Source organism: Phyllobacterium sp. K27, from assembly GCF_054796155.1.
Window position 1 is genome coordinate 1876544 of the sequence record NZ_CM139240.1, and the last position, 22818, is coordinate 1899361.

The following is a 22818-nucleotide window of genomic DNA, read 5'->3' on the forward strand; positions in this document are numbered from 1 at the left end:
CCGCAATTGTTAACGGGACTGGTATCATAGGCATAATTGGACTATATGAGCGCCTTCCGGCATGACCGGAAAATCTCAAACAAACGCTACCAAAGTGGAAAGCAAGTAACAGGTGCAATAATGACCAAGAACTGGACACCGACTTCCTGGAGAGGCAAACCGATCAAGCAGGTGCCTTTTTATCCGGACGCTCAGGCGCTGAGCGATGTCGAGGCCCGTCTTAGGACATATCCACCCTTGGTTTTTGCAGGTGAGGCACGCAAGCTGAAGAAGCAGCTTGCCGCCGTCTCCCGTGGTGAAAGCTTCCTGCTACAAGGTGGTGATTGCGCCGAAAGCTTTGCCGAACATGGCGCAGACAATATTCGTGACTTTTTCCGCGTGTTCCTGCAGATGGCAGTCGTTTTGACATTTGGTGCCTCGCAGCCCATCGTCAAGGTTGGCCGCATCGCGGGTCAGTTTGCCAAGCCGCGTTCTTCGGACACGGAAACAAAGAACGGTATCGAGCTGCCAATCTACCGCGGCGATATTATCAATGGCACTGAGTTCAGCGAGCAATCGCGTGTTCCAGACCCGGCGCGTCAGGAAATGGCCTACCGCCAGTCCGCCGCAACGCTGAATCTCCTGCGTGCATTCGCGCAAGGTGGCTATGCCAATTTGGAAAACGTCAACCAGTGGATGCTTGGCTTCGTGGCTGACAGCCCGCAAGGCGAGCGTTATGGCACGCTCGCACGCCGTATCGCCGATACGGTCGACTTCATGCGCGCCGTTGGCATTACGGCTGAAACAAACGCGCAACTGCGTGAGACGGACTTCTACACCAGTCATGAAGCGCTGCTGCTCGGCTATGAAGAAGCTTTGACCCGTGTCGATTCTACCTCCGGAGATTGGTATGGCACGTCCGGTCACATGATCTGGATTGGCGATCGTACGCGTCAGGCTGATCATGCGCATATCGAATATTGCCGCGGTATCAAAAATCCGCTTGGTCTCAAATGTGGCCCGACATTGGAGCCTGACGACCTGTTGCGTTTGATTGATCTGCTTAATCCGGCAAACGAGGCTGGCCGTCTGACATTGATAGCCCGCTTCGGTCACGACAAGGTTGGCGATCATTTGCCGAAGCTCATCCGCGCGGTGCAGAAGGAAGGCCGTAACGTTGTCTGGTCCTGTGATCCGATGCATGGCAATACGATCACTGCCAATGGCTACAAGACGCGTCCATTCGACCGCATCCTCAAGGAAGTCGAAGGCTTTTTTGCAGTTCATCATGCCGAGGGCACATATCCTGGCGGCATTCACATCGAGATGACCGGCAATAATGTGACAGAGTGCACAGGTGGCGCGCGCGCTATATCTGCGGAAGATCTGCAGGATCGCTACCACACCCATTGTGACCCGCGTCTCAATGCCGATCAGGCTTTGGAGTTGGCGTTTCTGGTTGCTGAGCTTCTCAAGAAGGAGCGTGACAGCCAGCCGCAGAAAATTGCTGCAAACGGCTGATCCGGCTGACTTTTAAAAAATTATTGAATGGCGGTCCGGGTGGCCGCCATTATTGTATCAGGGGCGAGGTGCGGCGAAGGAGGTTCTGATGGACAAGAATATCGATGAGATTGACGGCTCTTGCCATTGCGGCACCGTTCGTTTTCATGTGCGGTTGAAGAATGGCTTGCATAGCGCGCGCAGATGCACCTGTTCCTATTGCCGGATGCGCGGTGCCGTTGCCGTGAGCGCGAATGTGGGTGACATCAACATTTTGCAAGGCAAAGACGCGCTGACCCTCTACCAATTCAATACCAACACGGCCAAACATTACTTCTGTTCGAAATGCGGGATCTATACCCATCACCAGCGCCGGTCCAATCCGGAGGAATATGGTGTTAATGTCGCTTGTCTGGTTGGTATCAGCCCGTTCGACTTCGAGGAATTGCCAGTAAATGATGGCACAACTCACCCGTCCGACAGGGGCAGTGAACAAGGGTCGGACCTGGCAGGGATTTTGAAATTTATACCGCGCAAGTAATGCCTTCCTTGTCTATCATTATTTTACTCACATTAATGTCATAACTGACCAATTTGGGGTGGAGTTTTTCAGTTTCGGATTCTATCAAGGCGGGTATGAAAATAAAAGCACCCCGCCGAGCCCGTCTGACAGCCTCCTTCCGTTCCTTTATGGCAAGTGAGGCCTCTGGTGGCATCATTCTGATGGTTGTTGCTGCGCTGGCACTGATCATCGCAAATTCGCCGCTAAGCAAGGCATATTTCGATCTGCTGCATCTCTATGTTGGCGGTCTCAGCGTCCTGCATTGGGTCAATGACGCATTGATGGCGGTTTTCTTCCTGCTTGTCGGTCTCGAAATCAAGCGGGAGATGATCAGCGGACAATTGTCCAACTGGTCGCGGCGGGCGCTTCCGGGCTTTGCCGCTGTTGGCGGCATGGTTGTTCCGGCCTTGATTTTCATTGCTTTTAACGAGGGCGATACGATCCGGGGCTGGGCTATACCATCAGCTACGGATATTGCATTTTCCCTTGGCGTGCTTTCGCTGCTCGGATCACGCGTTCCAATGTCATTGAAGGTATTTCTGACGGCGCTTGCCATTATCGATGATCTTGGTGCGGTCATCATTATCGCGCTGTTCTATTCAGAGGGCATCAACGTTCCGGCGCTGGCGGGTGTCGCTCTCGTCTTTGCCATTCTCATGGCGATGAATTTCATGGGAATGGTCAGACTTTGGGCCTATGTCGTGCTTGGTGTGATTCTCTGGATACTGGTTTTCAAATCCGGCATTCACGCCACAATCGCAGGTGTGCTTCTGGCATTGACGATCCCCATGAAGGGCGACAAGGGCGAGGCGAATTCACCACTTCTCCAGCTTGAACATGCAATCCAGCCATGGGTCGCTTTTGCAATCGTGCCAATATTCGGCTTTGCAAATGCGGGTGTTTCATTCAGTGGTGTTTCCTTGTCCAATCTGGCCGACCCTGTGCCACTCGGCGTTGCCGCCGGTCTGTTTGTAGGCAAGCAGCTTGGTGTGTTTTCCTTTGCATGGCTTGCCATCAAAATGCGATTTGCAGAGCGCCCTTCGGGGGCCAATTGGACGCAAATGTATGGCGTGTCCACACTTTGCGGCATCGGCTTCACGATGAGCCTGTTCATTGGGCTGCTCGCCTATGCTAATTCGCCTTTGCTTCAGGATGAAACAAAGCTGGGCGTTCTTCTCGGATCCCTGCTGTCGGCGCTGTTTGGCGCCTTCCTGCTGGTGCTGTCGTCAAAACGATCTGCCAAGGCGTGAATGCGAAAGCGGACAGAGTTACCGGCCTATTCTCCAGTCCTTCAACGGAGGCGTGATTTATGACAGAATTGCATAAAGGCTCGTGCCTTTGCGGCAAAGTGCACTTTGAAACGCGAGGCCCGCTGCGTGGCGTTGTCTATTGTCATTGCTCGCAATGCCGTAAACAGTCCGGTCATCACTATGCGGCAACGAATGTCCAGGATGACTGCATCGACATATCCGGCAAGGATAATATCAGCTGGTTTGAAGCCAGCGCGTTTGCCCGGCGCGGCTTCTGCAAGCATTGCGGCTCTGTTTTATTCTGGAAGCACAATGACCTCGACTACATATCGGTCATGGCTGGCGCCTTCGACAGTCCCACGGGGCTTGAGGGGGAAGTCCATATTTTCGTTGCTGATAAAGGTGATTACTACGAAATCGCCGATGGTCTGCCGCAATATGAGCAAAGCAACAGCGGGATTGTGGTTGCGCCGTCTCACAAGCATTGACGCGGGATGTCGTGATCATATAGCTGGCATGTCTGGAATATACAGGGGCAGGGCATGCACCGGTTGATTATGGCATTCATCAATTCAATGCGGGCGCTCAAGCATCTTGCTGTCCATGAAAAGGCAGTACAACAGGAGCTTGTACTGTTTCTTCTGTCCATTCCCGTTGCTGCTATCATAGCGCCCTCTGGTCTTGTTTTCCTGCTTCTCACCGGGTCGCTGCTGTTTCTCATCATGGTTGAAGTCTTGAACACTGGTATTGAGGCAGCTTGCGATGCGGTTTCACGCGACTTTCACAAGGAAATTCAGATTGCCAAAGATTGCGGTTCGCTCGCTGTGTTGATCTCCGTTATTCTGGTTGCAACTGTCTGGCTCTACACGCTCTGGCGCGTATTCTTCCTATGATACGCTTCATGGCCACATTGTTTTTCCATCAACGAAACGATATATGTTCAAAATGAGCAAAAATCCCGACATTCTCCGCATCGCCATAGCGCAGCTCAATCCCGTCTTGGGTGATATCAGGGGCAATCTTGCCAAAGCGCGAGAAGCAAGAGCCGATGCAGCGCGGCAAGGCGCCGAGCTTGTGCTTTTCACGGAGCTGTTCATTTCCGGCTATCCGCCGGAAGATCTCGTACTGAAGCGGGCATTTATCGAGGCTTGCGAAAAGGCCGTTCAAGACTTCGCCAAGGATACGGCTGATGGTGGTCCCGGTGTCATTATCGGTGCGCCGCTGCGGCGTGAGACCGGGCTGCACAACTCGGTCATGGTTCTGGATGGCGGCGAGGTCATTGCCGAGCGGTTCAAAGTTGATCTGCCTAATTATGGTGAATTCGACGAAAAGCGTGTGTTTCAGCCAGGCCCCATGCCGGGGCCGGTTAATTTCAGAGGCGTGCGCATCGGCATACCGATCTGCGAGGATATCTGGGGCGATCTTGGCGTTTGCGAAACGCTGGCGGAAAGCGGCGCGGAAATACTCTGCGTGCCCAATGGCTCGCCCTATTATCGCGGCAAGGTTGATGTGCGCCACCAGGTGGCATTGCGCCAGGTCATCGAAACCGGACTGCCGCTGGTTTTTGCAAATCAGCTTGGCGGGCAGGATGATTTGATTTTCGACGGCGCTTCATTTGCCTTCAATGCCGACAAGAATCTCGCATTCCAGATGTCGCAATTTGAGGAACAGCTGATTGTCACCACATGGCGTCGCGGCAAAGATGGCTGGAGCTGTGGTGAAGGCCCGATGTCGCGTATTCCGGAGGGCGAGGAGGCGAATTATCGTGCCTGCATGCTCGGCCTGCGCGATTACGTCAACAAGAACGGCTTCAAGGATGTCGTGCTCGGCCTTTCCGGTGGTATCGATTCGGCGATCTGCGCTGCTCTGGCTGTTGACGCACTGGGTGAGGAGCGGCTTCGTGCTGTTATGATGCCTTACACCTACACATCCAAGGATTCGCTGAAAGATGCCGAGGATTGCGCAAGGTTGCTCGGTTGCCGCTATGATATCGTGCCGATCTTCGAGCCGGTAGAAGGTTTTCTCAAAGCGCTGGGCCCCACATTCGAGGGCACGAAGGAAGGCATTACCGAGGAAAATCTGCAAAGCCGTGCGCGGGGCACAATCCTTATGGCGATTTCCAACAAGTTCGGCTCGATGGTTGTGACGACCGGCAACAAGTCGGAAATGTCCGTTGGTTATGCCACACTCTATGGCGACATGAATGGCGGCTATAATCCGATTAAAGACCTCTACAAAATGCAGGTCTATTCCATGTCCGAATGGCGCAACAAGAACGTGCCAGCCGGTGGGCTTGGTCCATCTGGAGAGGTGATTCCGCTCAATATCATCAGCAAGGCGCCCTCGGCGGAACTGCGCGAAAACCAGACGGATCAGGATTCTCTGCCGCCTTATCCGGTTCTGGATGATATTCTCGAATGTCTGGTTGAAAATGAGATGGGCGTGGACGAAATCGTCGCGCGTGGCCATGAACGGGCGACAGTGGAGCGTATCGAGCATCTGCTCTATATCGCTGAATATAAGCGTCGCCAATCGGCACCGGGGGTAAAGGTCACAAAGAAGAATTTCGGTCGTGACCGCCGCTACCCGATCACCAACAGATTCCGTGACAGGCAGTAAGCTGCACTGTTGCAATCTGGCCGCACCCGCTAGCCAAAGCCATTTGCCCAAAAAATAGGCGCTTGGCGGCGCAACGCGATTCGCTTATAAGCCAATCTCCGGCAATTACGACCGGGAGGTTCACGAATGGCAGCTTTTATGATGTCCCCACGGGGCGGCGCTCGTTCCTGATATGTGATGGCGAAAAGCCTTCTGGCTTTTCTATTGGCTTCACAAGTCAAGAACTCATCGCCGACATTGGCCTTGTCCGTATTCGGCCAAGTCGCCACACCACAATGCCGTACTGATTTGCTTTCCTACTAAACGGCATCTTCGTTCTACAATTCCTATTGAGGCCGGTGCGTATGTGCCGGACGATTGTCATGGCTTTTTTTCGACTCGCCATCCGGGGCGGAGCTTTCCGCAGCGTTCTCGGATTCACCTGGAAACATTGGCAGGCGCAACCAGTGCGTCTGTCCCTGACATTTACCGCCGTGTTGCTTTCGACACTGGCCGATGTGTTGACTCCGCTTTATTCGGGTCGGCTTGTCGATGCCATTGTCAAAGGCAGCCCGCAGGACGAAGTAACCTGGAATGCTGCAATGGCAGCCTTCTCGACGCTGATTGCCCTTTCTCTGGGGGCGATTGTCCTGCGGCACATTATTTTTATGACAGTGGTCAAGCTGACATTGAAAATGATGTCCGATATTGCTGCGAATGCCTTTTACCGTATCCAGCGTTTCTCGACGGACTGGCATGCGAACAGCTTTGCCGGTTCGACCGTGCGTAAGGTTACGCGTGGTATGTGGGCGCTTGATCTGCTCAACGATACGCTGCTGCTGGCGCTGTTTCCGTCCATCATCATGCTGATCGGCTCGACAGCGCTGATGGCCTGGTACTGGCCGGTCATGGGCATCATCGTCGGTCTTGGTTCGCTGCTGTTTGTGGTGGTCACAGTGCTCATGTCGCTTGGCTTTGTTGCGCCTATGGCAAGTCTTGCCAATCGCTGGGACACAAAGCTCGGTGGTGCTTTGGCCGATGCAGTCAGTTGCAACATGGTCGTCAAAGGCTTTGGTGCAGAAGCACGCGAAGATGCGCGGCTTGCCAAGGTCGTGGCGAAATGGCGTGACCGTACGGCACGCACATGGCGGCGCGGAACGATCAACGGGACAACACAAGGCTCGATGCTTCTTGTCTTGAGGGCCTCGATGATCGGTTCGGCACTGCTTCTGTGGGCCAATGGCCATGCAAGCGCGGGTGACATCACCTTTGTGCTCACCTCGTTCTTCATCCTGCAGGGATATCTGCGTGAAGTCGGTATGGACATTCGCAATTTGCAGCGTTCCGTCAATGACATGGAAGAGCTGGTTGATATTCAGAGTCAACCACTCGGCATTGATGATCGGCCCGGTGCAAAGCCGATCCAGATCACCAATGGCAAGATCGAGTTCGACAATGTGACGTTCCATTATGGCGCGCATAGACTGCCGCTCTATGACCGGTTCTCGGCAACGATCCGGGCGGGCGAGCGGGTTGGTCTGGTCGGGCATTCGGGCTCGGGCAAGTCCACATTCGTCAAGCTGATCCAGCGTCTGCATGATGTGCAGTCAGGTCAGATCCGTATTGACGGGCAGGACATTGCCGATGTCAGACAGGCGTCGTTACGCCAGCAAATTGCCATTGTGCAGCAGGAGCCGATCCTGTTTCACCGGACGCTGGCGGAAAACATTGCCTATGCAAGGCCTGGAGCCACGCAGGCAGAGGTGGAGGAAGCGGCGCGCCAGGCAAGTGCGCATGAGTTCATCACCAATCTGCCGAAAGGCTACAGCACGCTCGTTGGTGAGCGCGGTGTGAAGCTTTCCGGCGGTGAACGCCAGCGTGTTGCCATTGCCCGCGCATTTCTTGCCGATGCTCCAATTCTTATTCTGGACGAGGCGACTTCCAGTCTCGATTCAGAATCGGAAATGCTGATCCAGCAGGCAATGGAACGGTTGATGCTCGGCCGGACGACATTGGTGATCGCTCACCGCCTGTCCACTGTGCGCTCTCTCGACCGGCTTCTGGTCTTTGACCATGGCCGTATCGTGGAGGAGGGCAACCACGAAGCATTGATACGGCTCAAGGGCGGTATCTATCGTGGCCTGTTCGAATTGCAGGCGATGGAGCTGACAAAGGGCCTTATGCTCCAGGACAGCTAAGAATATGGGCCGCGTGCAAGCGCGGCCCATATTGCCATTCATCGCTGCATCCGATATGCCCCGAGCATGACCCCAATCGTACGTTTTGCACCTTCGCCCACTGGCTATATTCATATTGGCAATACACGCACTGCCTTGTTCAACTGGCTGTTTGCGCTGAAAAATGGCGGACAAATGGTCCTGCGTTTTGACGATACCGACGTCGAACGCTCAAAGACTGAATATGTCGAAGCCATTGCCGAAGATGTCGAATGGCTGGGAATCAAGCCGTTCCGTGTCGAGTATCAGTCGAAGCGTTTTGCCGAGTATGCGGCGGCGGCTGAAAAGCTGAAGGCCGCCGGACTTCTATATCCCTGCTATGAAACTGCTGAAGAGCTTGATCTGAAACGCAAGTTGCGCCTCGCGCGCCGCCTGCCGCCTGTCTATGGACGCGATGCGCTCAAGCTGTCTGACGAAGACAGAGCCAAGCTTGAAGCAGAGGGCAAGCGCCCGCATTGGCGTTTCCTTCTGCCGAATTTCAAGGATGATCCTTTCGCCCCGGTGCGTACCGAAGTGCATTGGGATGATCTGGTGCGCGGACCGGAAACCGTCGATCTGGCATCCCTGTCAGATCCAGTGCTGATCCGTGAGGACGGCACTTATCTTTATACGTTCACCTCGATTGTCGACGATATTGATATGAACATTACGCATATTATTCGCGGCGATGATCATGTCACCAATAGCGGTGTGCAGATTTCAATTTTTGAGGCGATGGGCGCAAAGTCACCGCAGCTTGGTCATCACAATCTGCTGACAACTGCGACAGGCGAGGGCCTGTCCAAGCGTACAGGTGCTTTGTCAGTGGGCAGTCTGCGCCGCGCTGGCTATGAGCCCATGGCCGTTGCCAGCCTTGCCGTGCTGACTGGCACTTCGGAAAATGTTGTTGCCATGCCCGATATGGACGCGCTAGCCGCAGTTTTTGATCCGGCAGCTACATCGAAATCGGCTTCGAAGTTTGATCCTGCCGATCTGGATGCGCTTAACCGCACGCTGATCCATACCATGCCGTTTAGCGATGCCAAAGACAGGCTTGCTGCGCTTGGCATCGTAGGTGATGATGCAGAGGCGTTCTGGCTGGCTGTGCGCAGCAATCTTACCTTTGTATCTGATGCTTCGCAGTGGTGGGCAATTGTCAAAAACGGTCCTTCGAGCGACGAGCCTCTGGCCGAGGAGGATCGTGAGTTCATCCGCGCCGCCTTTGATGTTTTGCCATCTGAGCCATGGAACCATGATACGTGGAAAGCGTGGACAGATGCCGTGAAGGGGCAGAGCGGGCGCAAAGGCAAAGGCTTGTTTATGCCTTTGCGTATCGCGCTTACGGGCCGGGCTTCCGGTCCTGAACTTGCGGATCTTTTGCCGCTTCTTGGTCGGGAAGGAACGTTGGCCCGACGACCCTGACCTTGCGGTTCGGGTCGATTGGCTTGTCTTCGCTCAATGGCTTGGGCAATGGCGCTTCATTTGCCTTTGCAGCGGGTTTTGTTGGGCTGGCCGAAGGTTCAACTTTGGTTTGAACCGGCGTCTCGTTGGGCTTTTCAGGTTCTGTCAATGCCGGATTCACTGGCGGCGTTGCAGCCGGCAGCGGCTCCTGCGGGACAATTGCCGGAGCTTGTGGTGCGGGCCGAACGACTGGTGGCGAAGCTGGCTTTGGCGGTTGCTTTGCCAGTTCGCGTGGATCACCCATGGTCGAAAAATTTCCGGCTGTTTTCTGGCATGTGCATTGCGGTGTGCCATTGGCACCAGCCTTACGGAACTTGAAAGCGTTCGGCATGTCCCGATAGGCCTGACCAGCCAACGAAACCATGGCTTCCGGACGTTCTTCGCCTGTTGGCTTGAAGAATAGCTGTGCTCCGGGACATTGTGCCTGACATTGCGCTTGGTCGCGCGGAAAATTCTCTGCGCCTGTCTGATAGGTCAGGGGGAAATAATAGCCGTCGCACGTGCGCACGCACATTGTCTGAAATTGGCCACCTTCGATAGGAACCGGGATTGATCCCGGGCCTACAGGTTGCGGTTCACGCCCGCCATAAATCTCGTAGGAGCCGGGCTCCTCCTCATCCAGTCTTGGCAGATCGCGATATTGAAAGTCCTTTATCGGGCAATTATTGGCATCAAGTGCGGCCTCTATGCGATCCCGGCGCAAATTGAACTCATAATCATCCAGCGTCAGGTCATTGTTCAGCCTGTCGAGACGGCTTTGCATGCGCGCGCAAGTGTCGCTTTGTGCATAAGACAAATCTGTTCCGGCAAACAGAGCGCCAGATGCGGCAAGGATGAGCAAAAATGTCCGGATCATGGGTGGTCTCATATTGGGATATTGACAAAACCATCCATGTTCATGCGGCAGCAATAAGACAAAGGCTCTATTCAACCCGCTGCGAAGCTTCCACCACCGCCAATGCTGTCATGTTGACAATACCGCGCGATGTCACCGAGGGTGTCAGAATATGCGCTGGCTTGGCGGCACCGAGCAGGATCGGGCCGACATGCAGCGCATCCGTGACGGTCTTGACCACATTCAGGGTAATATTAGCCGCATCAAGATTGGGAAATACCAGCAGATTTGCCTCGTCCGTCAGGCGGGAATGGGGCAGTACGCGCTCCCGCAGGATTTGCGAAAGCGCACTGTCACCGTGCATTTCGCCGTCCTGTTCAAGTTCTGGTGCCTTCACACGCAGTATTTCTGAGGCACTGCGCATTTTTGCAGCGCTGTCGGAATCGCGTGAGCCAAAGTTCGAATGTGAGAGCAAGGCCGCCTTTGGTTCAATACCGAAGCGCCGAATTTCATTGGCCGCAAGCACTGTCTTTTCGGCGATTTCTTCCGCAGTCGGATCAATATTCACATAGGTGTCGGTCAGGAACAGCATGCCACGCTGCGAAATAAGCAGGCTGAGCGCCGAGAAATTACGGATGCCTTCCGACTTGCCGATAATCAACTCGACATTGCGTAAATGCCGCTCGAAACGGCCTTCCAGGCCGCAAATCATGGCATCAGCTTCGCCGCGCACGATAGCCAGTGCCGCAATAACCGTGCCGCTGGCGCGAACCATTGTGCGGGCCACTTCCGGTGTCGTGCCGCGCCGCCCTGTCAAGCTGACAAGCAGGTCAACATAATCGCGATAGCGGGGATCGTCTTCCGGATCGATAATATTGAAGTCCTGTCCGATCTTTATCTTCAGGCCATAGCGTTTAAGGCGCGTTTCGATAACTTGCGGACGACCGATAAGCGTGGGAATGGCAATCCCTTCTTCCAGCACCACCTGGGCTGCGCGCAATACGCGCTCATCCTCACCATCGGCATAGATGACACGCTTCTTCTCGGCGGTTTTCGCTGCGGTGAAGATCGGCTTCATGATGAGGCCGGAACGGAACACGAAGCGGTTCAGCCGGTCGAGATAAGCGTCGAAATCTTCGATTGGACGTTCGGCAACGCCGGTTTCCATCGCAGCTTTTGCCACTGCCGGGGCAATGCGCAGAATAAGGCGGGGGTCGAAGGGCGAGGGTATAAGATAATCGGGACCGAAAGTCGGCGTTTCGCCCGTATAGGCGCGGGCTGCAACATCCGATGGCTCTTCACGTGCAAGGGCCGCGATGGCTTGCACCGCCGCCATTTTCATTTCTTCATTGATCGCACTTGCACCGCAGTCCAGCGCGCCACGGAAAATATAGGGGAAGCAAAGAACGTTATTGACCTGATTGGGGAAATCCGAACGACCCGTGCAGATCATGGCATCAGCACGTGCGGCGCGCGCAACTTCCGGCATGATTTCCGGATTGGGATTGGCAAGCGCCATGATCAGCGGATTGGGTGCCATCTGCTTGAGCAGTTCAGGTTTCAGCACGCCGGCTGCCGACAGACCAAGGAATACATCGGCGCCCTCGATAACATCGGCAAGAACGCGCGCATCGGTCTTTTGCACATAAACGGATTTCCAGCGATCCATCAGCGTATTGCGGCCTTCATAAACCACGCCATCGAGATCGCAGACCCAGATGTTCTTGCGATCCGCGCCAAGCTTGACGAGGAGATTGAGGCAGGCAAGCGCTGCGGCACCGGCACCGGAAGCGACGATCTTGACCTTGGAGAGGTCTTTGCCGGCAAGTTCCATTCCGTTGATAATTGCAGCGGCAACAATGATGGCCGTTCCATGCTGATCGTCATGAAACACCGGAATATTCATCTTTTCGCGAAGCTGTTCTTCAACTTCAAAGCATTCCGGCGCCTTGATGTCCTCAAGGTTTATGCCGCCGAATGTGGGCTCCAGCGCGGCCACAACGTCCACGATCTTGTTGATTTCCTGCGCGTCAATTTCAATGTCGAATACGTCGATATTGGCGAATTTCTTGAACAGGACGGCCTTGCCTTCCATCACCGGCTTGGAAGCCAGTGGTCCGATATTGCCAAGGCCAAGCACTGCGGTGCCATTGGAAATAACGGCAACCAGATTGGCGCGGCTTGTATAATCGGCCGCAGTCGATGGGTCTGCATGAATGGCAAGGCAGGGGGCAGCAACACCCGGAGAATAGGCGAGGGCAAGGTCACGCTGGTTGCCAAGCGGCTTTGTCGCCTGAATTTCCAGCTTACCCGGCGTGGGAAAGCGGTGATAAAACAGCGCGCTTTCATCAAGTTCTGAATTGCCGGGCGTATTGTCCTGGGCCATGAAATGCTTCCTTCCGGAGTATCGGTCTGCGTAGTCGTCGAAGTGTATTCCCTGAGGCATAAATGAACACAGATTTGATACAAGCCTTTATCGCGCAAGTCTGCAATTTTCCTTGCCGTCATAAGACTGTGACATGAATCGGGTTTGTGTCGCGTAGAAGACGCGTTTGCGTCAGCGCGATACGGAGATCCGCATCATGGTCGAGGCCGAGCCTAAAAAGTTCCGCACGCTGTTTCTGTCCGATATCCATCTTGGTTCAAAAGGCGCTAAGGCCAGCTTTTTGCTGGACTTTTTGAAGCATCATGATGCCGAAACCATCTATCTTGTCGGTGATATTGTCGATGGCTGGCGTCTTCGCCGTTCCTGGCACTGGCCACAGGAGCACAATGATATTGTGCAGAAGCTCCTGCGCAAAAGCCGCAAAGGTGCGACAATTCACTATGTCGCCGGTAATCATGATGAGTTCCTGCGTGACTTTCAGGGCACGCATTTCGGCGGCATCGAAGTCACAGACCGCTTGATGCACGAGACGGCTGATGGCCGTAAATTCCTTGTGATTCATGGCGATCAGTTCGATGTCGTTGTACGCAATGCCCGCCACATTGCCTATCTGGGTGATTGGGCTTATGACGCAGCGCTTGCGATCAACACCGTGATGAACAAGGTGCGCCGTCGTCTTGGTCTACGCTATTGGTCCTTCTCCGCATGGGCTAAATTCCGCGTCAAGAAAGCGGTCAATTTCATCGGTTCGTTTCAGACAGTCGTTTCGGACGAGGCGCGGCGTATCGGGGCTGATGGCGTCATCTGCGGCCATATTCACCACGCGACCATCGAGCAGATCGACGGTATTGAATATATCAACACGGGTGACTGGGTAGAAAGCTGCACGGCTATTGTCGAACATTTCGACGGACGGATGGAGCTTCTGTCATGGACCCATCTTATCAGTGAGCATGCAGGTTTCGCGCCGGTAATCCAGATTGCCGACAAGCGGCCAAAGGCGGCGAATGCTGCGTGACGAGGTAAAACGGCTCGTCATTGTTTCAGATGCCTGGCATCCGCAGGTCAATGGTGTCGTGCGAACGCTGACAAAAGTGCGTGAGCAGATGGAGGCTCGGGGCTTTGAGGTTACAATCATCTCTCCTGCGGATTATACCTCCGTGCCTTGCCCGACCTATCCGGAAATTCGCTTGGCCCTGACCCTGCCGTCAGCGGTCAAGGCGCGGATTGAGGCCATACAGCCGGCTTACGTCCATATAGCGACCGAAGGCCCGCTGGGCATGATGGCGCGACGCACCTGCATTCAGAATAATTGGCGCTTTACCACCAGCTTTCATACCCGTTTTCCCGAATATCTGCGCAAGCGTTTGCCGGTGCCGCTATCCTGGTCCTATGGCTGGCTGCGCCGCTTCCATAATGCTGCCGAATCCTGCCTTGTACCAACACAGTCCATCCATGATGAACTGGTTGCCAGAGGTTTCAATACGCTAAAAGTCTGGACGCGGGGCGTGGACCGCGAATTGTTCCGGCCCCAAGCGAATATTGATCTTTATCTGCCAAAACCGGTTTTCATCTGCGTCGGGCGCGTGGCGGTCGAGAAAAATCTTGAAGCTTTCCTGTCGCTGAATTTACCCGGCACGAAACTGATCGTCGGTGATGGCCCTGATCTTGATAGCCTCAAGCGCAAATATCCAAAGGTCGTCTTTGCCGGCAAACATGAGGGCGAGGCTCTGGCGCGCTTTTATGCCGGTGCTGATGTCTTCGTTTTTCCAAGCCGCACCGATACATTTGGACTGGTGCTGCTGGAAGCCATAGCCTCCGGACTGCCAGTCGCCGCCTATCCCGTACCGGGATCGAAGGACGTTATTGATGCAACGCGCGCGGGTGTTCTTTCCGAGGATTTGGGTGAAGCGGCTCTGGCCGCTCTCGCCATGGGCCGCGTCGATCCGGAAACGACATTGCGGGGATTCAGCTGGAAAGCCTGCGCCGACATTTTCGAAAGCATCCTGACAAGGATTGGCGTCTCGCGTGAAGTGCCGGAGCAAACGGCCAAATCCGGCCGGACTATTTCGGTGCGGTAGAAGTCAGCTCTTGGCGAGGGCCAAAAACGCACCGTTATTTGCGTTGAAACCGCCCCTGTTTCTATGAACAAGCTAATTTTCATGCTAGTTGCGAATCACAAGGCAACGCATGGTTGCGATTCTGCCTGAACAGCTGCGTACTTTCCGAAAGTTCCACCGATGACAGCCGCTGTTGCGGATCTAAACCAAGGCAAGCCGTCTCACTTTGAGTTGCGGATTGCGCTGACCTATTTCGCTATTTTCATGTCGAACGGGTTGCACCTGCCATATTTTCCGCTCTGGCTTGAATACCGTTCGCTGACACCGACTGAAATTTCCATCGTTCTGTCGATGCCGCTTTTCATTCGGGTTATTGCGGCGCCGCTGGTTTCAATGCTGGCTGACCGCTCCAATGATCGCGCGCATATCCTGAGTCTGTGTACGATATTGGCGGTCATTGTCGCGGCGTTTTACTTCGTGCCGTTCGGCTTTGTCGGTATCCTTGCTGTATCATTGCTGCTTTCGCCGCCATGGACGTCTCAAGTGCCCGTTGCTGATACGATAGCGCTTTCGGGTGTCCGGCGTTACGGCGCCGATTTTGCCAGGATGCGCGTCTGGGGCTCGATTTCATTTCTGCTGACATCATTTGTTGCGGGCATCTTCATCCAGCGTTTGGGCGAGCACATCATTCCTTGGGCCTTGCTTGGCTCGCTGCTGCTGGCCTGTGGCATGAGCTTTATCGTGCCGAGGATCGGCAAACCACGCAGGCTTTCCCCGCTATTGGATGTGGATATAGCTGATGCGGGCAGGGCGCTACGCCGTCCGGCTTTTGTAACCTTTCTTATCGCGACGGGCATAACGCAGGCCAGTCATGCCTATGGCTACAGTTTCTCTGCGATTTACTGGAAGTCGATCGGCATAGAAGAAACCATCATCGGCGCATTCTGGTCGATTTCTGTGGTTGCGGAGGTGATCATGTTCACCTGTTTCCGCCGCATCTTTGGCAATCTCCACCCCGCCAGAGTGCTGATGATTGGTTCTGCCGTTGCCATATTCCGCTGGGCCGTCTTCCCTTTGATCGAGCCTGCGGGGCTTGGCATTGGCGGGTTTCTGGTTGTCCAGTGCCTGCACTGTTTTTCCTTTGCCTTGTCATTTCTTGGCATGCAGAAAATGATTGTGCTGACGATACCGGAAGAACGCGGCGGCACGGCACAGGGGCTCTCCACCTTTTTCGTCGGCACATCGCTGGCAATAGCCACCATGGCGTCAGGACCGCTCTATGCCGCGACGGGAATTTACGGCTTTTACGCCATGGCCGCCCTCGCGGCCATCGGCCTGTTCATGGCCATCATATCTCTCCGGCTTGAGCGGCTCTAACCCCATAATTCCGGTTTAGGCGGTGACACGCGGCTTCCGTTAAACTCAAGCCCGGGCGTTCGGTCTTCCTTAAGAATCAAGGGACCATCGAGATCGACAAAATCAGCGTCCTGCGCCACGATGACAGCTGGAGCCATGGCCAAGGATGTTCCAACCATACAGCCAACCATGATGCCGAAGCCAAGTTCGCGCGCGCGTTTGTGCATGCGCAGCGCTTCGGTCAGACCGCCGGTCTTGTCCAGCTTGATATTGATACTGTCATAGCGACCCAGCAATGTGTGCAAATCATCCGTGCCATGGGCGCTTTCATCAGCACAGATCGGCACCGGATGCGGAATTTTAGCGAGGATGGCGTCATTGTCAGCAGGCAATGGCTGCTCGATCAGAACAACGCCTGCCTTCGCGCAGGCAAGCATGTTCTCGACAATATTGGCATTGGTCCAGCCTTCATTGGCGTCAATGATGATGCGGCTTGAAGGTGCAGCTTGCGCGACGGCGGTAATCCGCTCGGCATCATTTTCACCGCCGACCTTGACTTTGATCAACGGTCTGTTGGCAAAGCCTCGGGCCGCCTCTGCCATGGTGGCAGCATCGCCGAAAGAAACAGTCACGGCAGTTGTCAGATCGCGCAACGCTGGCATGGCGAGCATGGAGGCTACGCTCGTGCCATTGCGCTTGGCTTCGAGATCCCAGAAGGCGCAGTCCACCGCATTGCGCGCCGCACCTGCATGCAATAGATTCGTAAGATCGTCACGGCTTGCGCCATTGCTCAAAGCATTGCGCAAGCTTTCGATCTCGGCGCAAACTGATTCGATGCTCTCGCCGTAACGGGCATAAGGAACGCATTCACCACGGCCACTGTGCTCCCCGTCGCCTAGTGTGCATACGACAATTGCAGCTTCAGTCTTGGAACCACGGGAGATGGTAAACGTTCCGGCAATGGGCCAGCGCTCTACCGCAATATCCAGGTTGATTATCATAATCTGCGCCTTAATTGTTCCAGTGACATCGGTTCGGAGACTCGGTATGTGTGTTGGTGATGTTGACCGATAAAGCAAACAATTCAAGTGCTTCTACTGCCGCGCCTCCCCATGTTGCGTTCAACAAGGACGGAGACCACGCCACAGTGACACTTACCGGAGCATGGACCACGCGCAATGTTCGCCGCGTGGACGAAGCCATGCGCGATATTGAGCGCGATAATGGCTTTTCAAGTGCTGTTATCGATCTTTCTGGCGTGGAATTGCTCGATACGGCCGGAACCTGGCTGATAGAGCGCCTGCGAACTGCACTGGAGAAGTCCGGTAAAACCGTTTCCGTTGAAGGGCAGTCCGAAAGCTGGGGCGCGCTGTTCGAAGCCGTTGGCGAGATAGCAGCTGCTCCGCCAGAAGTGGTTCATATAGAACGTCCATCCTTGATAATGCGATTCTTCGAATGGATCGGCCGCATGGTCTATGCTTTTGGTGATGATTTCATCAAGGCAATGCATATTCTCGGAGCCACTGTGCGCGGTGCACAGATGAAGGGTAGCGGTCGCAGCGGTATCCGCCCGGCGGCAATCGTTCACCAGATCGACAGTATGGGTATCGGTGCTGTGCCGGTGGTTGTACTCATGTCGACAATTATCGGGGCCATCATTGCCCAGCAGGGCGCTTTCCAGCTGCGCTATTTCGGTGCCGAAATTTTCGTCGTCGATCTTGTGGGTATTCTGGTGCTGCGTGAGATCGGCGTGCTTTTGACAGCCATCATGATTGCCGGGCGCTCCGGCAGCGCAATCACAGCCGAAATCGGCTCAATGAAAATGCGCGAAGAAACCGATGCACTGACGGTGATCGGCCTCAACCCCGTCGGGGTTCTGGTTTTCCCGCGGCTCGTGGCGCTGGTGATTTCTCTGCCATTGCTGACAATTATTGCGGATTTTGCAGCATTAGGCGGCGCCATGGTCATCACATGGGCTTATTCCGGAATTCCGCCGGATGCCTTTATCCAGCGATTGCGCGAGGCCGTTGATCTTTCGAGCTATCTTGCCGGTTTGATCAAAGCGCCATTCATGGCCATGATTATTGGCGTGATGGCTTCTGTTGAAGGCATGAAGGTTGGCGGTAGTGCTGAATCGCTGGGACAACGGGTGACGGCATCTGTGGTTAAATCGATTTTTGTCGTTATTGTGGTCGATGGTATTTTCGCCATCTTCTACGCATCCATCAATTTTTAATCTGTAGAAGCAACCTTCCGGCGAGGCTGCTTAAAGTAGATCGAGGCGCATGAATTCGAAAGAAAACAACCAGAGCACCGATGGAAAGGTTGGCGATGTCATCCTTTCTGTGAAAGATGTCAGTGTGTCATTCGGCCGCTCGACCGTGCTCGACAATCTCAATCTCGATGTCTATCGCGGTGAGATTCTCGGGTTTGTCGGCGCATCGGGTACAGGCAAATCTGTTCTCATGCGGACAATCCTTGGCCTCAATCAGAAGCAGAAGGGTAAAATCAGCATTTTCGGTCACGATATCGACGAGGCGAGCGAGCAGGACAAGCTCGCTGTCGATATGCGCATGGGCGTGCTGTTCCAGCATGGGGCGTTGTTTTCATCTTTGACAGTGCTTGAAAACATTCAGGTACCAATGCGGGAATATCTCGATATTCCTCAGAAGCTTATGGATGAGCTTGCCCGGCTCAAGATCGAACTCGTCGGGCTCAAGCCCGATACGGCAGACAAATTTCCATCAGAGCTTTCCGGCGGGATGATCAAGCGTGCGGCCTTGGCCCGTGCCTTGTCGCTTGATCCGGAGATCGTTTTCCTTGACGAGCCGACATCAGGTCTTGATCCCATCGGGGCAGCGGACTTCGACGAGTTGATTGCTGATTTGCGCGACACGATGGGGCTGACAGTCTATATGGTGACGCACGATCTTGATAGTTTGTTCGCTGTGTGTGACCGAATCGCGGTATTGGGAAACAAGAGGGTTCTGATTGAAGGAACCATTGAGGATATGTTGGCGTTTGACGATCCGTGGGTGCAAGAATATTTCCGTGGAAAGCGCGCTCGTCAAATTGTATCCAATGGCGATAACAGGCGGCGTACGCCGCGCGGTGAAGCCGCGCCAACACCAAGCGTACCACCGCAGAGCAAGCCAGCGGAACAACAGGGTCGGGCAGAGTAATTCATGGAAACAAAAGCCAATTATGTTCTGGTCGGTATTTTTACGCTTGCTGTCTGCATGTTTGCCTTCGGATTCGTTTATTGGATCGCGCGTTATGGCGATAAGGCTGAGACTGCGACTTTGGAAATCCGCATTCTCGGCTCCGTAACAGGTTTGGCGGACGGCAGTCAGGTGCTGTTCAACGGTATCAAGGTGGGCACTATCCGGCGCTTGTCGATTGACAGCAATAACCCTGATGCAGTTATCGCACAGGCGGAAGTCAATGCGACAACACCTATAACGCGCTCTACACAGGCGACGCTGGGCTTTGCGGGGCTTACTGGTCAGGCTTTCATCGAGTTGAAGGGGGGCAAGCTCTATGAGCCGATGCTCCTTGAAGAGGCCGCAAAGGAGGATTCCATTGCTCGTATCGATGCCGATCCGTCGGTTGTGAATAACCTTCTGCAAAAGGCTCAAACGATCCTTGAGCGCGTTGATGGCGCGGTTGGATCGATAGAAAGCTTCATCACGGAAGTGAAAGGGCCTCTTGTTGATACGGTCAACAATACGAAGCAGTTCACGGACGCCCTTGCCAAGAATTCTGACGTTATCGAAAAGTTCAGCCGCAGTGCTGAAGATGTTCAGGCAGTTGTCGCTGAAGCGCGGCAGATGATGGAAAAATTGAATAATGCCTCGACACGTGTGGACGGTGTACTGGTCAAGTTGGACAAGCAGCTTTCCGACGAGGATGGCAGTGTTGTGCGCGAGGCGCGTCGGACGCTGCAATCCTATCGTTCAGTGGCAGATAATTTGAATGCGAGACTTGGGCCAATCACCGATAACCTCAACCGTTTTTCGGGTCAGGGATTGCGTGACGTACAGGCGCTTGTCAATGAAAGCCGGCAGTCGGTTCGGCGAATTGAGCGCGCCATTACAGATCTTGAGAAAAACCCGCAGCGGGTAATTTTCGGTGGTGGCGGCAATGTTCCGGAATATGATGGACGGACGCGCCGTTGACTTTGATGGATTCGCAACGCATGAAAGTTAATAACATGTTACGCGTGGGATTGGTTAAGTGATAAAATCGAAAACAGTAATGGCTGCGTTGGTTATCGCCTTGTCCTTGTCGGCCTGTGCCAGTTCCAAGAAGCTCGACACATTTGATCTCTCCAGCCCGTCGCCTGAAGTTAGCTCGTCAAGAAAGCAAGGCCGTCAGATATTGATCGCCGCACCATCGGCCTTGAAGGCGCTCGATGGTGAAAACGTCGTTGTTCGCTCCGGTCCCAATTCCATTTCGTTCCTGAAAGGCGCGCAATGGGCGGATCGCCTGCCAAATATTGTGCAGTCACGTCTGGCACAAGCATTTGAAAGCACCGGACGCCTTGGCGGCGTGGGGCGCCCGGGTGATGGCCTCGCCATTGATTATCAGGTGATCAGCAATATCCGCACCTTCAACATTGATGCTTCCGGCAACGAAACAGCTATCGTCGAGATTGCTGTGAAGCTATTGAATGACAAGAACGGCACCGTGCGTGCGACGAAGGTCTTCCGTTCCACCGCTCCAGTTAGGGGCGCTGGAAATGCCTCCTATATCGCAGCCTTGGACAGCGCCTTCGACGCCACCACCAGCGATATCGTCACCTGGACCCTTTCGGTTATTTAAGCCGTAAGCTCAATACCCGACTACTTGGCATCCCATTCAATGCGTGGTTCGACGGGGCTCACCATGAGGAAGGTTCATGGGTTGCATGAACAAGATCACCGACATTCATGGCTAGCTTTGCAGATCGCTAATCTTCCTCATGGTGAGCCCCGTCGAACCACGCATTGAGCTGGATGCCAATTTTAGAAACTCAATGCAGCGCAGAAAAGAAATAAGCAATCACGCCGCCTGCTTAAAGCTCCCCGCTTCCGGACCCGTTGCAAAAGGCAATTCCTCATCGGCCCAACCGGTTATTCCGCCGATCATGATTTTTACCGGGCGCCCGAGACGCGCCAGCTTGAGCGCTGCCTGATCTGCGCCATTGCAGTGAGGTCCGGCGCAATAGACCACAAACAGCGTATCAAGTGGCCATTCAGCCATGCGTTCAATTGAAATTTCCCTGTGGTTCAAATGGATTGCAGTGGGAATATGGCGGCGCTCATAGGCAGCGCTTGTTCCCACAACATGCAGCAGGACAAAATCAGCACCTTCTTTCAACGCCTGTGCCACGTCGGCGCAGTCTGTTTCCAGCGATAGGCGCCTGGAAAAATGCTCGATCACCTGTTCAGCTGGGGCCGGTGCAATTTCAGTTACATAGCTCATTCTTGCTCTCCTCGTGTTGGTAAGCAAGAAGTAGAACAAGTGATAAATGTCTGGTAGTTGGCAAGAATGCCATATATCGTCAAGATCATGTCAAATCCGAACCGCCTTGATAATCCGCTTGTGGTTGCTGTTGCCTATGATGGTCTTTGTACCTTCGAGTTTGGCGTCGTGGTTGAGATGTTCGGATTACCCAGGCCTGAAATGGGCGATGATTGGTACAAGTTCGCAGTTGCCAGCATTGAAATGGGCGAGCTTCGCGCCACGGGCGGTGTGCGTATTCTTGCCGATGGCGGTCTTGATCTGTTCGAGCGGGCCGGCACGATCATCATGCCCGGCTGGCGCGGTGTCGAGCATTCTGTGCCTGAATCTCTGGTGCAGGCTTTGCAAAAGGCTCATGCCAATGGCGCGCGCATTCTCTCTATTTGCTCTGGTGTGTTCGTGCTCGCTGCGGCAGGCCTTTTGTCTGGCCGCCGAGCGACAACCCACTGGCGCTATGCAGATCTGTTGACCGAGCGCCATCCGGACATCCAATTCGAGCCAAATGTGCTTTATGTCGATGAGGGCAGTATTTTGACCTCAGCGGGCAGCGCGGCGGGTATTGACCTTTGCCTGCACCTTATTCGCCGCGATTTTGGTACGGAAGCTGCCAATAAAGTCGCGCGGCGTCTCGTCGTTGCTCCCCATCGCGATGGCGGGCAGGCGCAATTTGTCGAGCAGGCCGTCCCCACAGCCCATGAAGGCGTGCGGCTTTCTCCGCTGCTTGAATCAATGCGTAACAATATTCAGAAGGATTTTTCGATCGCGAGCCTCGCCAAAGCCGCTGGTATGAGCCCGCGCACTTTTCTGCGCCGCTTTGAAGCTGCAACCGGCATGACGCCTGCCAAATGGCTTTTGTCCGAGCGGTTGGGGAAAGCGCGCGATCTTTTGGAAAATTCATCGCTGTCCGTCGAGGCAATAGCTGCAAATACGGGTTTCGGTACGGCAGCTACATTGCGCCATCACTTCCGCCAGCAACTGGCAACCACGCCCACAGCCTACAGGGATATGTTCGGGCAGGTGTCGGCGTTGGAGGGGGCTTGAGTGTTACAGCAGTTGTTGCTGCTTGGTGCTGGTTATCTCCCCCTTGGTGGGGGAGAAAGAGTTTTCTTG

At 54.4% G+C, this 22818-nt stretch carries 20 protein-coding genes; 16 read left to right on the forward strand and 4 right to left on the reverse strand.

Going from position 1 to position 22818, the window contains the following annotated elements; all coding sequences use genetic code 11:
- Positions 1–120: 120 nt before the first annotated feature.
- The 8 genes from ACYJL1_RS09110 (at position 121) to ACYJL1_RS09145 (ending at position 9527) form a co-directional block, all read left to right on the forward strand.
- Positions 121–1500 (forward strand): class II 3-deoxy-7-phosphoheptulonate synthase, encoded by a 1380-nt coding sequence (locus ACYJL1_RS09110; RefSeq protein ID WP_460895114.1) that lies wholly within the window; start codon positions 121–123, stop codon positions 1498–1500.
- 88 nt (positions 1501–1588) lie between these two features.
- The gene (locus ACYJL1_RS09115) at positions 1589–2020 is read left to right on the forward strand and encodes a GFA family protein (RefSeq protein WP_460895115.1); all 432 of its coding nucleotides are present in this window, start codon (positions 1589–1591) and stop codon (positions 2018–2020) included.
- 95 nt (positions 2021–2115) lie between these two features.
- Entirely contained in the window at positions 2116–3291 is a 1176-nt protein-coding gene (nhaA, locus tag ACYJL1_RS09120; protein WP_460895116.1) for a Na+/H+ antiporter NhaA, read from the forward strand.
- Between the two features lie 59 nt (positions 3292–3350).
- Complete coding sequence (locus ACYJL1_RS09125) at positions 3351–3779, forward strand: GFA family protein (protein WP_460895117.1); 429 nt, start codon at positions 3351–3353, stop codon at positions 3777–3779.
- A gap of 54 nt (positions 3780–3833) precedes the next feature.
- Entirely contained in the window at positions 3834–4184 is a 351-nt protein-coding gene (locus tag ACYJL1_RS09130; protein WP_460895118.1) for a diacylglycerol kinase, read from the forward strand.
- A gap of 52 nt (positions 4185–4236) precedes the next feature.
- Positions 4237–5910, forward strand: a complete 1674-nt coding sequence (locus ACYJL1_RS09135; protein WP_460895119.1) for an NAD+ synthase — start codon at positions 4237–4239, stop codon at positions 5908–5910.
- Positions 5911–6272: 362 nt separating this feature from the next.
- The gene (locus ACYJL1_RS09140; protein WP_460895120.1) at positions 6273–8087 is read left to right on the forward strand and encodes an ABC transporter ATP-binding protein; all 1815 of its coding nucleotides are present in this window, start codon (positions 6273–6275) and stop codon (positions 8085–8087) included.
- A gap of 66 nt (positions 8088–8153) precedes the next feature.
- Positions 8154–9527, forward strand: a complete 1374-nt coding sequence (locus ACYJL1_RS09145) for a glutamate--tRNA ligase (RefSeq protein ID WP_460895121.1) — start codon at positions 8154–8156, stop codon at positions 9525–9527.
- On the opposite strand, the gene ACYJL1_RS09150 is transcribed toward ACYJL1_RS09145, so the two are convergent.
- Positions 9445–10422 (reverse strand): DUF2865 domain-containing protein, encoded by a 978-nt coding sequence (locus tag ACYJL1_RS09150; RefSeq protein WP_460895122.1) that lies wholly within the window; start codon positions 10420–10422, stop codon positions 9445–9447. The two genes, ACYJL1_RS09145 and ACYJL1_RS09150, sit on opposite strands and share 83 nt — an antisense overlap.
- Positions 10423–10489: 67 nt before the next feature.
- Entirely contained in the window at positions 10490–12787 is a 2298-nt protein-coding gene (locus ACYJL1_RS09155; protein WP_460895123.1) for an NADP-dependent malic enzyme, read from the reverse strand.
- A gap of 196 nt (positions 12788–12983) precedes the next feature.
- Between ACYJL1_RS09155 and ACYJL1_RS09160 the strand changes: the two genes are divergently transcribed.
- From ACYJL1_RS09160 to ACYJL1_RS09170, 3 genes are all read left to right on the forward strand, one after another.
- The gene (locus ACYJL1_RS09160; RefSeq protein ID WP_115053272.1) at positions 12984–13805 is read left to right on the forward strand and encodes a UDP-2,3-diacylglucosamine diphosphatase; all 822 of its coding nucleotides are present in this window, start codon (positions 12984–12986) and stop codon (positions 13803–13805) included.
- Positions 13795–14868: a glycosyltransferase family 4 protein gene (locus tag ACYJL1_RS09165; protein WP_460895124.1), complete on the forward strand. Its 1074-nt coding sequence runs from the start codon at positions 13795–13797 to the stop codon at positions 14866–14868. Before ACYJL1_RS09160 ends, ACYJL1_RS09165 begins: the two co-directional genes overlap by 11 nt.
- Positions 14869–15027: 159 nt before the next feature.
- A complete protein-coding gene (locus ACYJL1_RS09170; RefSeq protein ID WP_460895125.1) occupies positions 15028–16224 on the forward strand; it encodes an MFS transporter in 1197 nt (398 codons plus the stop codon).
- On the opposite strand, the gene dgcA is transcribed toward ACYJL1_RS09170, so the two are convergent.
- Positions 16221–17204, reverse strand: coding sequence for an N-acetyl-D-Glu racemase DgcA (gene dgcA / locus ACYJL1_RS09175; protein WP_460895126.1), 984 nt, complete (start codon positions 17202–17204; stop codon positions 16221–16223). The genes ACYJL1_RS09170 and dgcA overlap by 4 nt on opposite strands.
- A gap of 59 nt (positions 17205–17263) precedes the next feature.
- Between dgcA and ACYJL1_RS09180 the strand changes: the two genes are divergently transcribed.
- The 4 genes from ACYJL1_RS09180 (at position 17264) to ACYJL1_RS09195 (ending at position 21027) form a co-directional block, all read left to right on the forward strand.
- Complete coding sequence (locus ACYJL1_RS09180) at positions 17264–18439, forward strand: ABC transporter permease (protein WP_460895127.1); 1176 nt, start codon at positions 17264–17266, stop codon at positions 18437–18439.
- Positions 18440–18488: 49 nt separating this feature from the next.
- A complete protein-coding gene (locus ACYJL1_RS09185; protein WP_460895128.1) occupies positions 18489–19385 on the forward strand; it encodes an ABC transporter ATP-binding protein in 897 nt (298 codons plus the stop codon).
- Between the two features lie 3 nt (positions 19386–19388).
- Positions 19389–20381 (forward strand): MlaD family protein, encoded by a 993-nt coding sequence (locus ACYJL1_RS09190; RefSeq protein WP_460895129.1) that lies wholly within the window; start codon positions 19389–19391, stop codon positions 20379–20381.
- Positions 20382–20460: 79 nt separating this feature from the next.
- Complete coding sequence (locus tag ACYJL1_RS09195) at positions 20461–21027, forward strand: ABC-type transport auxiliary lipoprotein family protein (protein ID WP_460895130.1); 567 nt, start codon at positions 20461–20463, stop codon at positions 21025–21027.
- Positions 21028–21246: 219 nt separating this feature from the next.
- Here ACYJL1_RS09195 and ACYJL1_RS09200 read toward each other — a convergent pair whose 3' ends face one another.
- Positions 21247–21669, reverse strand: coding sequence for a rhodanese-like domain-containing protein (locus tag ACYJL1_RS09200; protein ID WP_460895131.1), 423 nt, complete (start codon positions 21667–21669; stop codon positions 21247–21249).
- A 66-nt stretch (positions 21670–21735) separates the two neighbouring features.
- Between ACYJL1_RS09200 and ftrA the strand changes: the two genes are divergently transcribed.
- The gene (gene ftrA, locus ACYJL1_RS09205; RefSeq protein WP_460895132.1) at positions 21736–22749 is read left to right on the forward strand and encodes a transcriptional regulator FtrA; all 1014 of its coding nucleotides are present in this window, start codon (positions 21736–21738) and stop codon (positions 22747–22749) included.
- Positions 22750–22818 lie beyond the last annotated feature (69 nt).

Excerpts from the sequence above, each read along its gene's own strand:
- ACYJL1_RS09170 (WP_460895125.1), top strand. The coding sequence starts at position 15,028 with ATGACAGCCGCTGTTGCGGATCTAAACCAAGGCAAGCCGTCTCACTTT.
- ACYJL1_RS09125 (WP_460895117.1), top strand. The coding sequence starts at position 3,351 with ATGACAGAATTGCATAAAGGCTCGTGCCTTTGCGGCAAAGTGCACTTT.
- dgcA (WP_460895126.1), bottom strand. The coding sequence starts at position 17,204 with ATGATAATCAACCTGGATATTGCGGTAGAGCGCTGGCCCATTGCCGGA.
- ACYJL1_RS09195 (WP_460895130.1), top strand. The coding sequence starts at position 20,461 with ATGGCTGCGTTGGTTATCGCCTTGTCCTTGTCGGCCTGTGCCAGTTCC.
- ACYJL1_RS09160 (WP_115053272.1), top strand. The coding sequence starts at position 12,984 with ATGGTCGAGGCCGAGCCTAAAAAGTTCCGCACGCTGTTTCTGTCCGAT.
- ACYJL1_RS09185 (WP_460895128.1), top strand. The coding sequence starts at position 18,489 with ATGAATTCGAAAGAAAACAACCAGAGCACCGATGGAAAGGTTGGCGAT.
- ACYJL1_RS09145 (WP_460895121.1), top strand. The coding sequence starts at position 8,154 with ATGACCCCAATCGTACGTTTTGCACCTTCGCCCACTGGCTATATTCAT.
- ACYJL1_RS09130 (WP_460895118.1), top strand. The coding sequence starts at position 3,834 with ATGCACCGGTTGATTATGGCATTCATCAATTCAATGCGGGCGCTCAAG.
- ACYJL1_RS09115 (WP_460895115.1), top strand. The coding sequence starts at position 1,589 with ATGGACAAGAATATCGATGAGATTGACGGCTCTTGCCATTGCGGCACC.
- ACYJL1_RS09155 (WP_460895123.1), bottom strand. The coding sequence starts at position 12,787 with ATGGCCCAGGACAATACGCCCGGCAATTCAGAACTTGATGAAAGCGCG.
- ACYJL1_RS09110 (WP_460895114.1), top strand. The coding sequence starts at position 121 with ATGACCAAGAACTGGACACCGACTTCCTGGAGAGGCAAACCGATCAAG.
- ACYJL1_RS09200 (WP_460895131.1), bottom strand. The coding sequence starts at position 21,669 with ATGAGCTATGTAACTGAAATTGCACCGGCCCCAGCTGAACAGGTGATC.
- ACYJL1_RS09165 (WP_460895124.1), top strand. The coding sequence starts at position 13,795 with ATGCTGCGTGACGAGGTAAAACGGCTCGTCATTGTTTCAGATGCCTGG.
- ftrA (WP_460895132.1), top strand. The coding sequence starts at position 21,736 with ATGCCATATATCGTCAAGATCATGTCAAATCCGAACCGCCTTGATAAT.
- ACYJL1_RS09135 (WP_460895119.1), top strand. The coding sequence starts at position 4,237 with ATGAGCAAAAATCCCGACATTCTCCGCATCGCCATAGCGCAGCTCAAT.
- ACYJL1_RS09140 (WP_460895120.1), top strand. The coding sequence starts at position 6,273 with ATGGCTTTTTTTCGACTCGCCATCCGGGGCGGAGCTTTCCGCAGCGTT.
- nhaA (WP_460895116.1), top strand. The coding sequence starts at position 2,116 with ATGAAAATAAAAGCACCCCGCCGAGCCCGTCTGACAGCCTCCTTCCGT.
- ACYJL1_RS09180 (WP_460895127.1), top strand. The coding sequence starts at position 17,264 with ATGTTGACCGATAAAGCAAACAATTCAAGTGCTTCTACTGCCGCGCCT.
- ACYJL1_RS09150 (WP_460895122.1), bottom strand. The coding sequence starts at position 10,422 with ATGATCCGGACATTTTTGCTCATCCTTGCCGCATCTGGCGCTCTGTTT.
- ACYJL1_RS09190 (WP_460895129.1), top strand. The coding sequence starts at position 19,389 with ATGGAAACAAAAGCCAATTATGTTCTGGTCGGTATTTTTACGCTTGCT.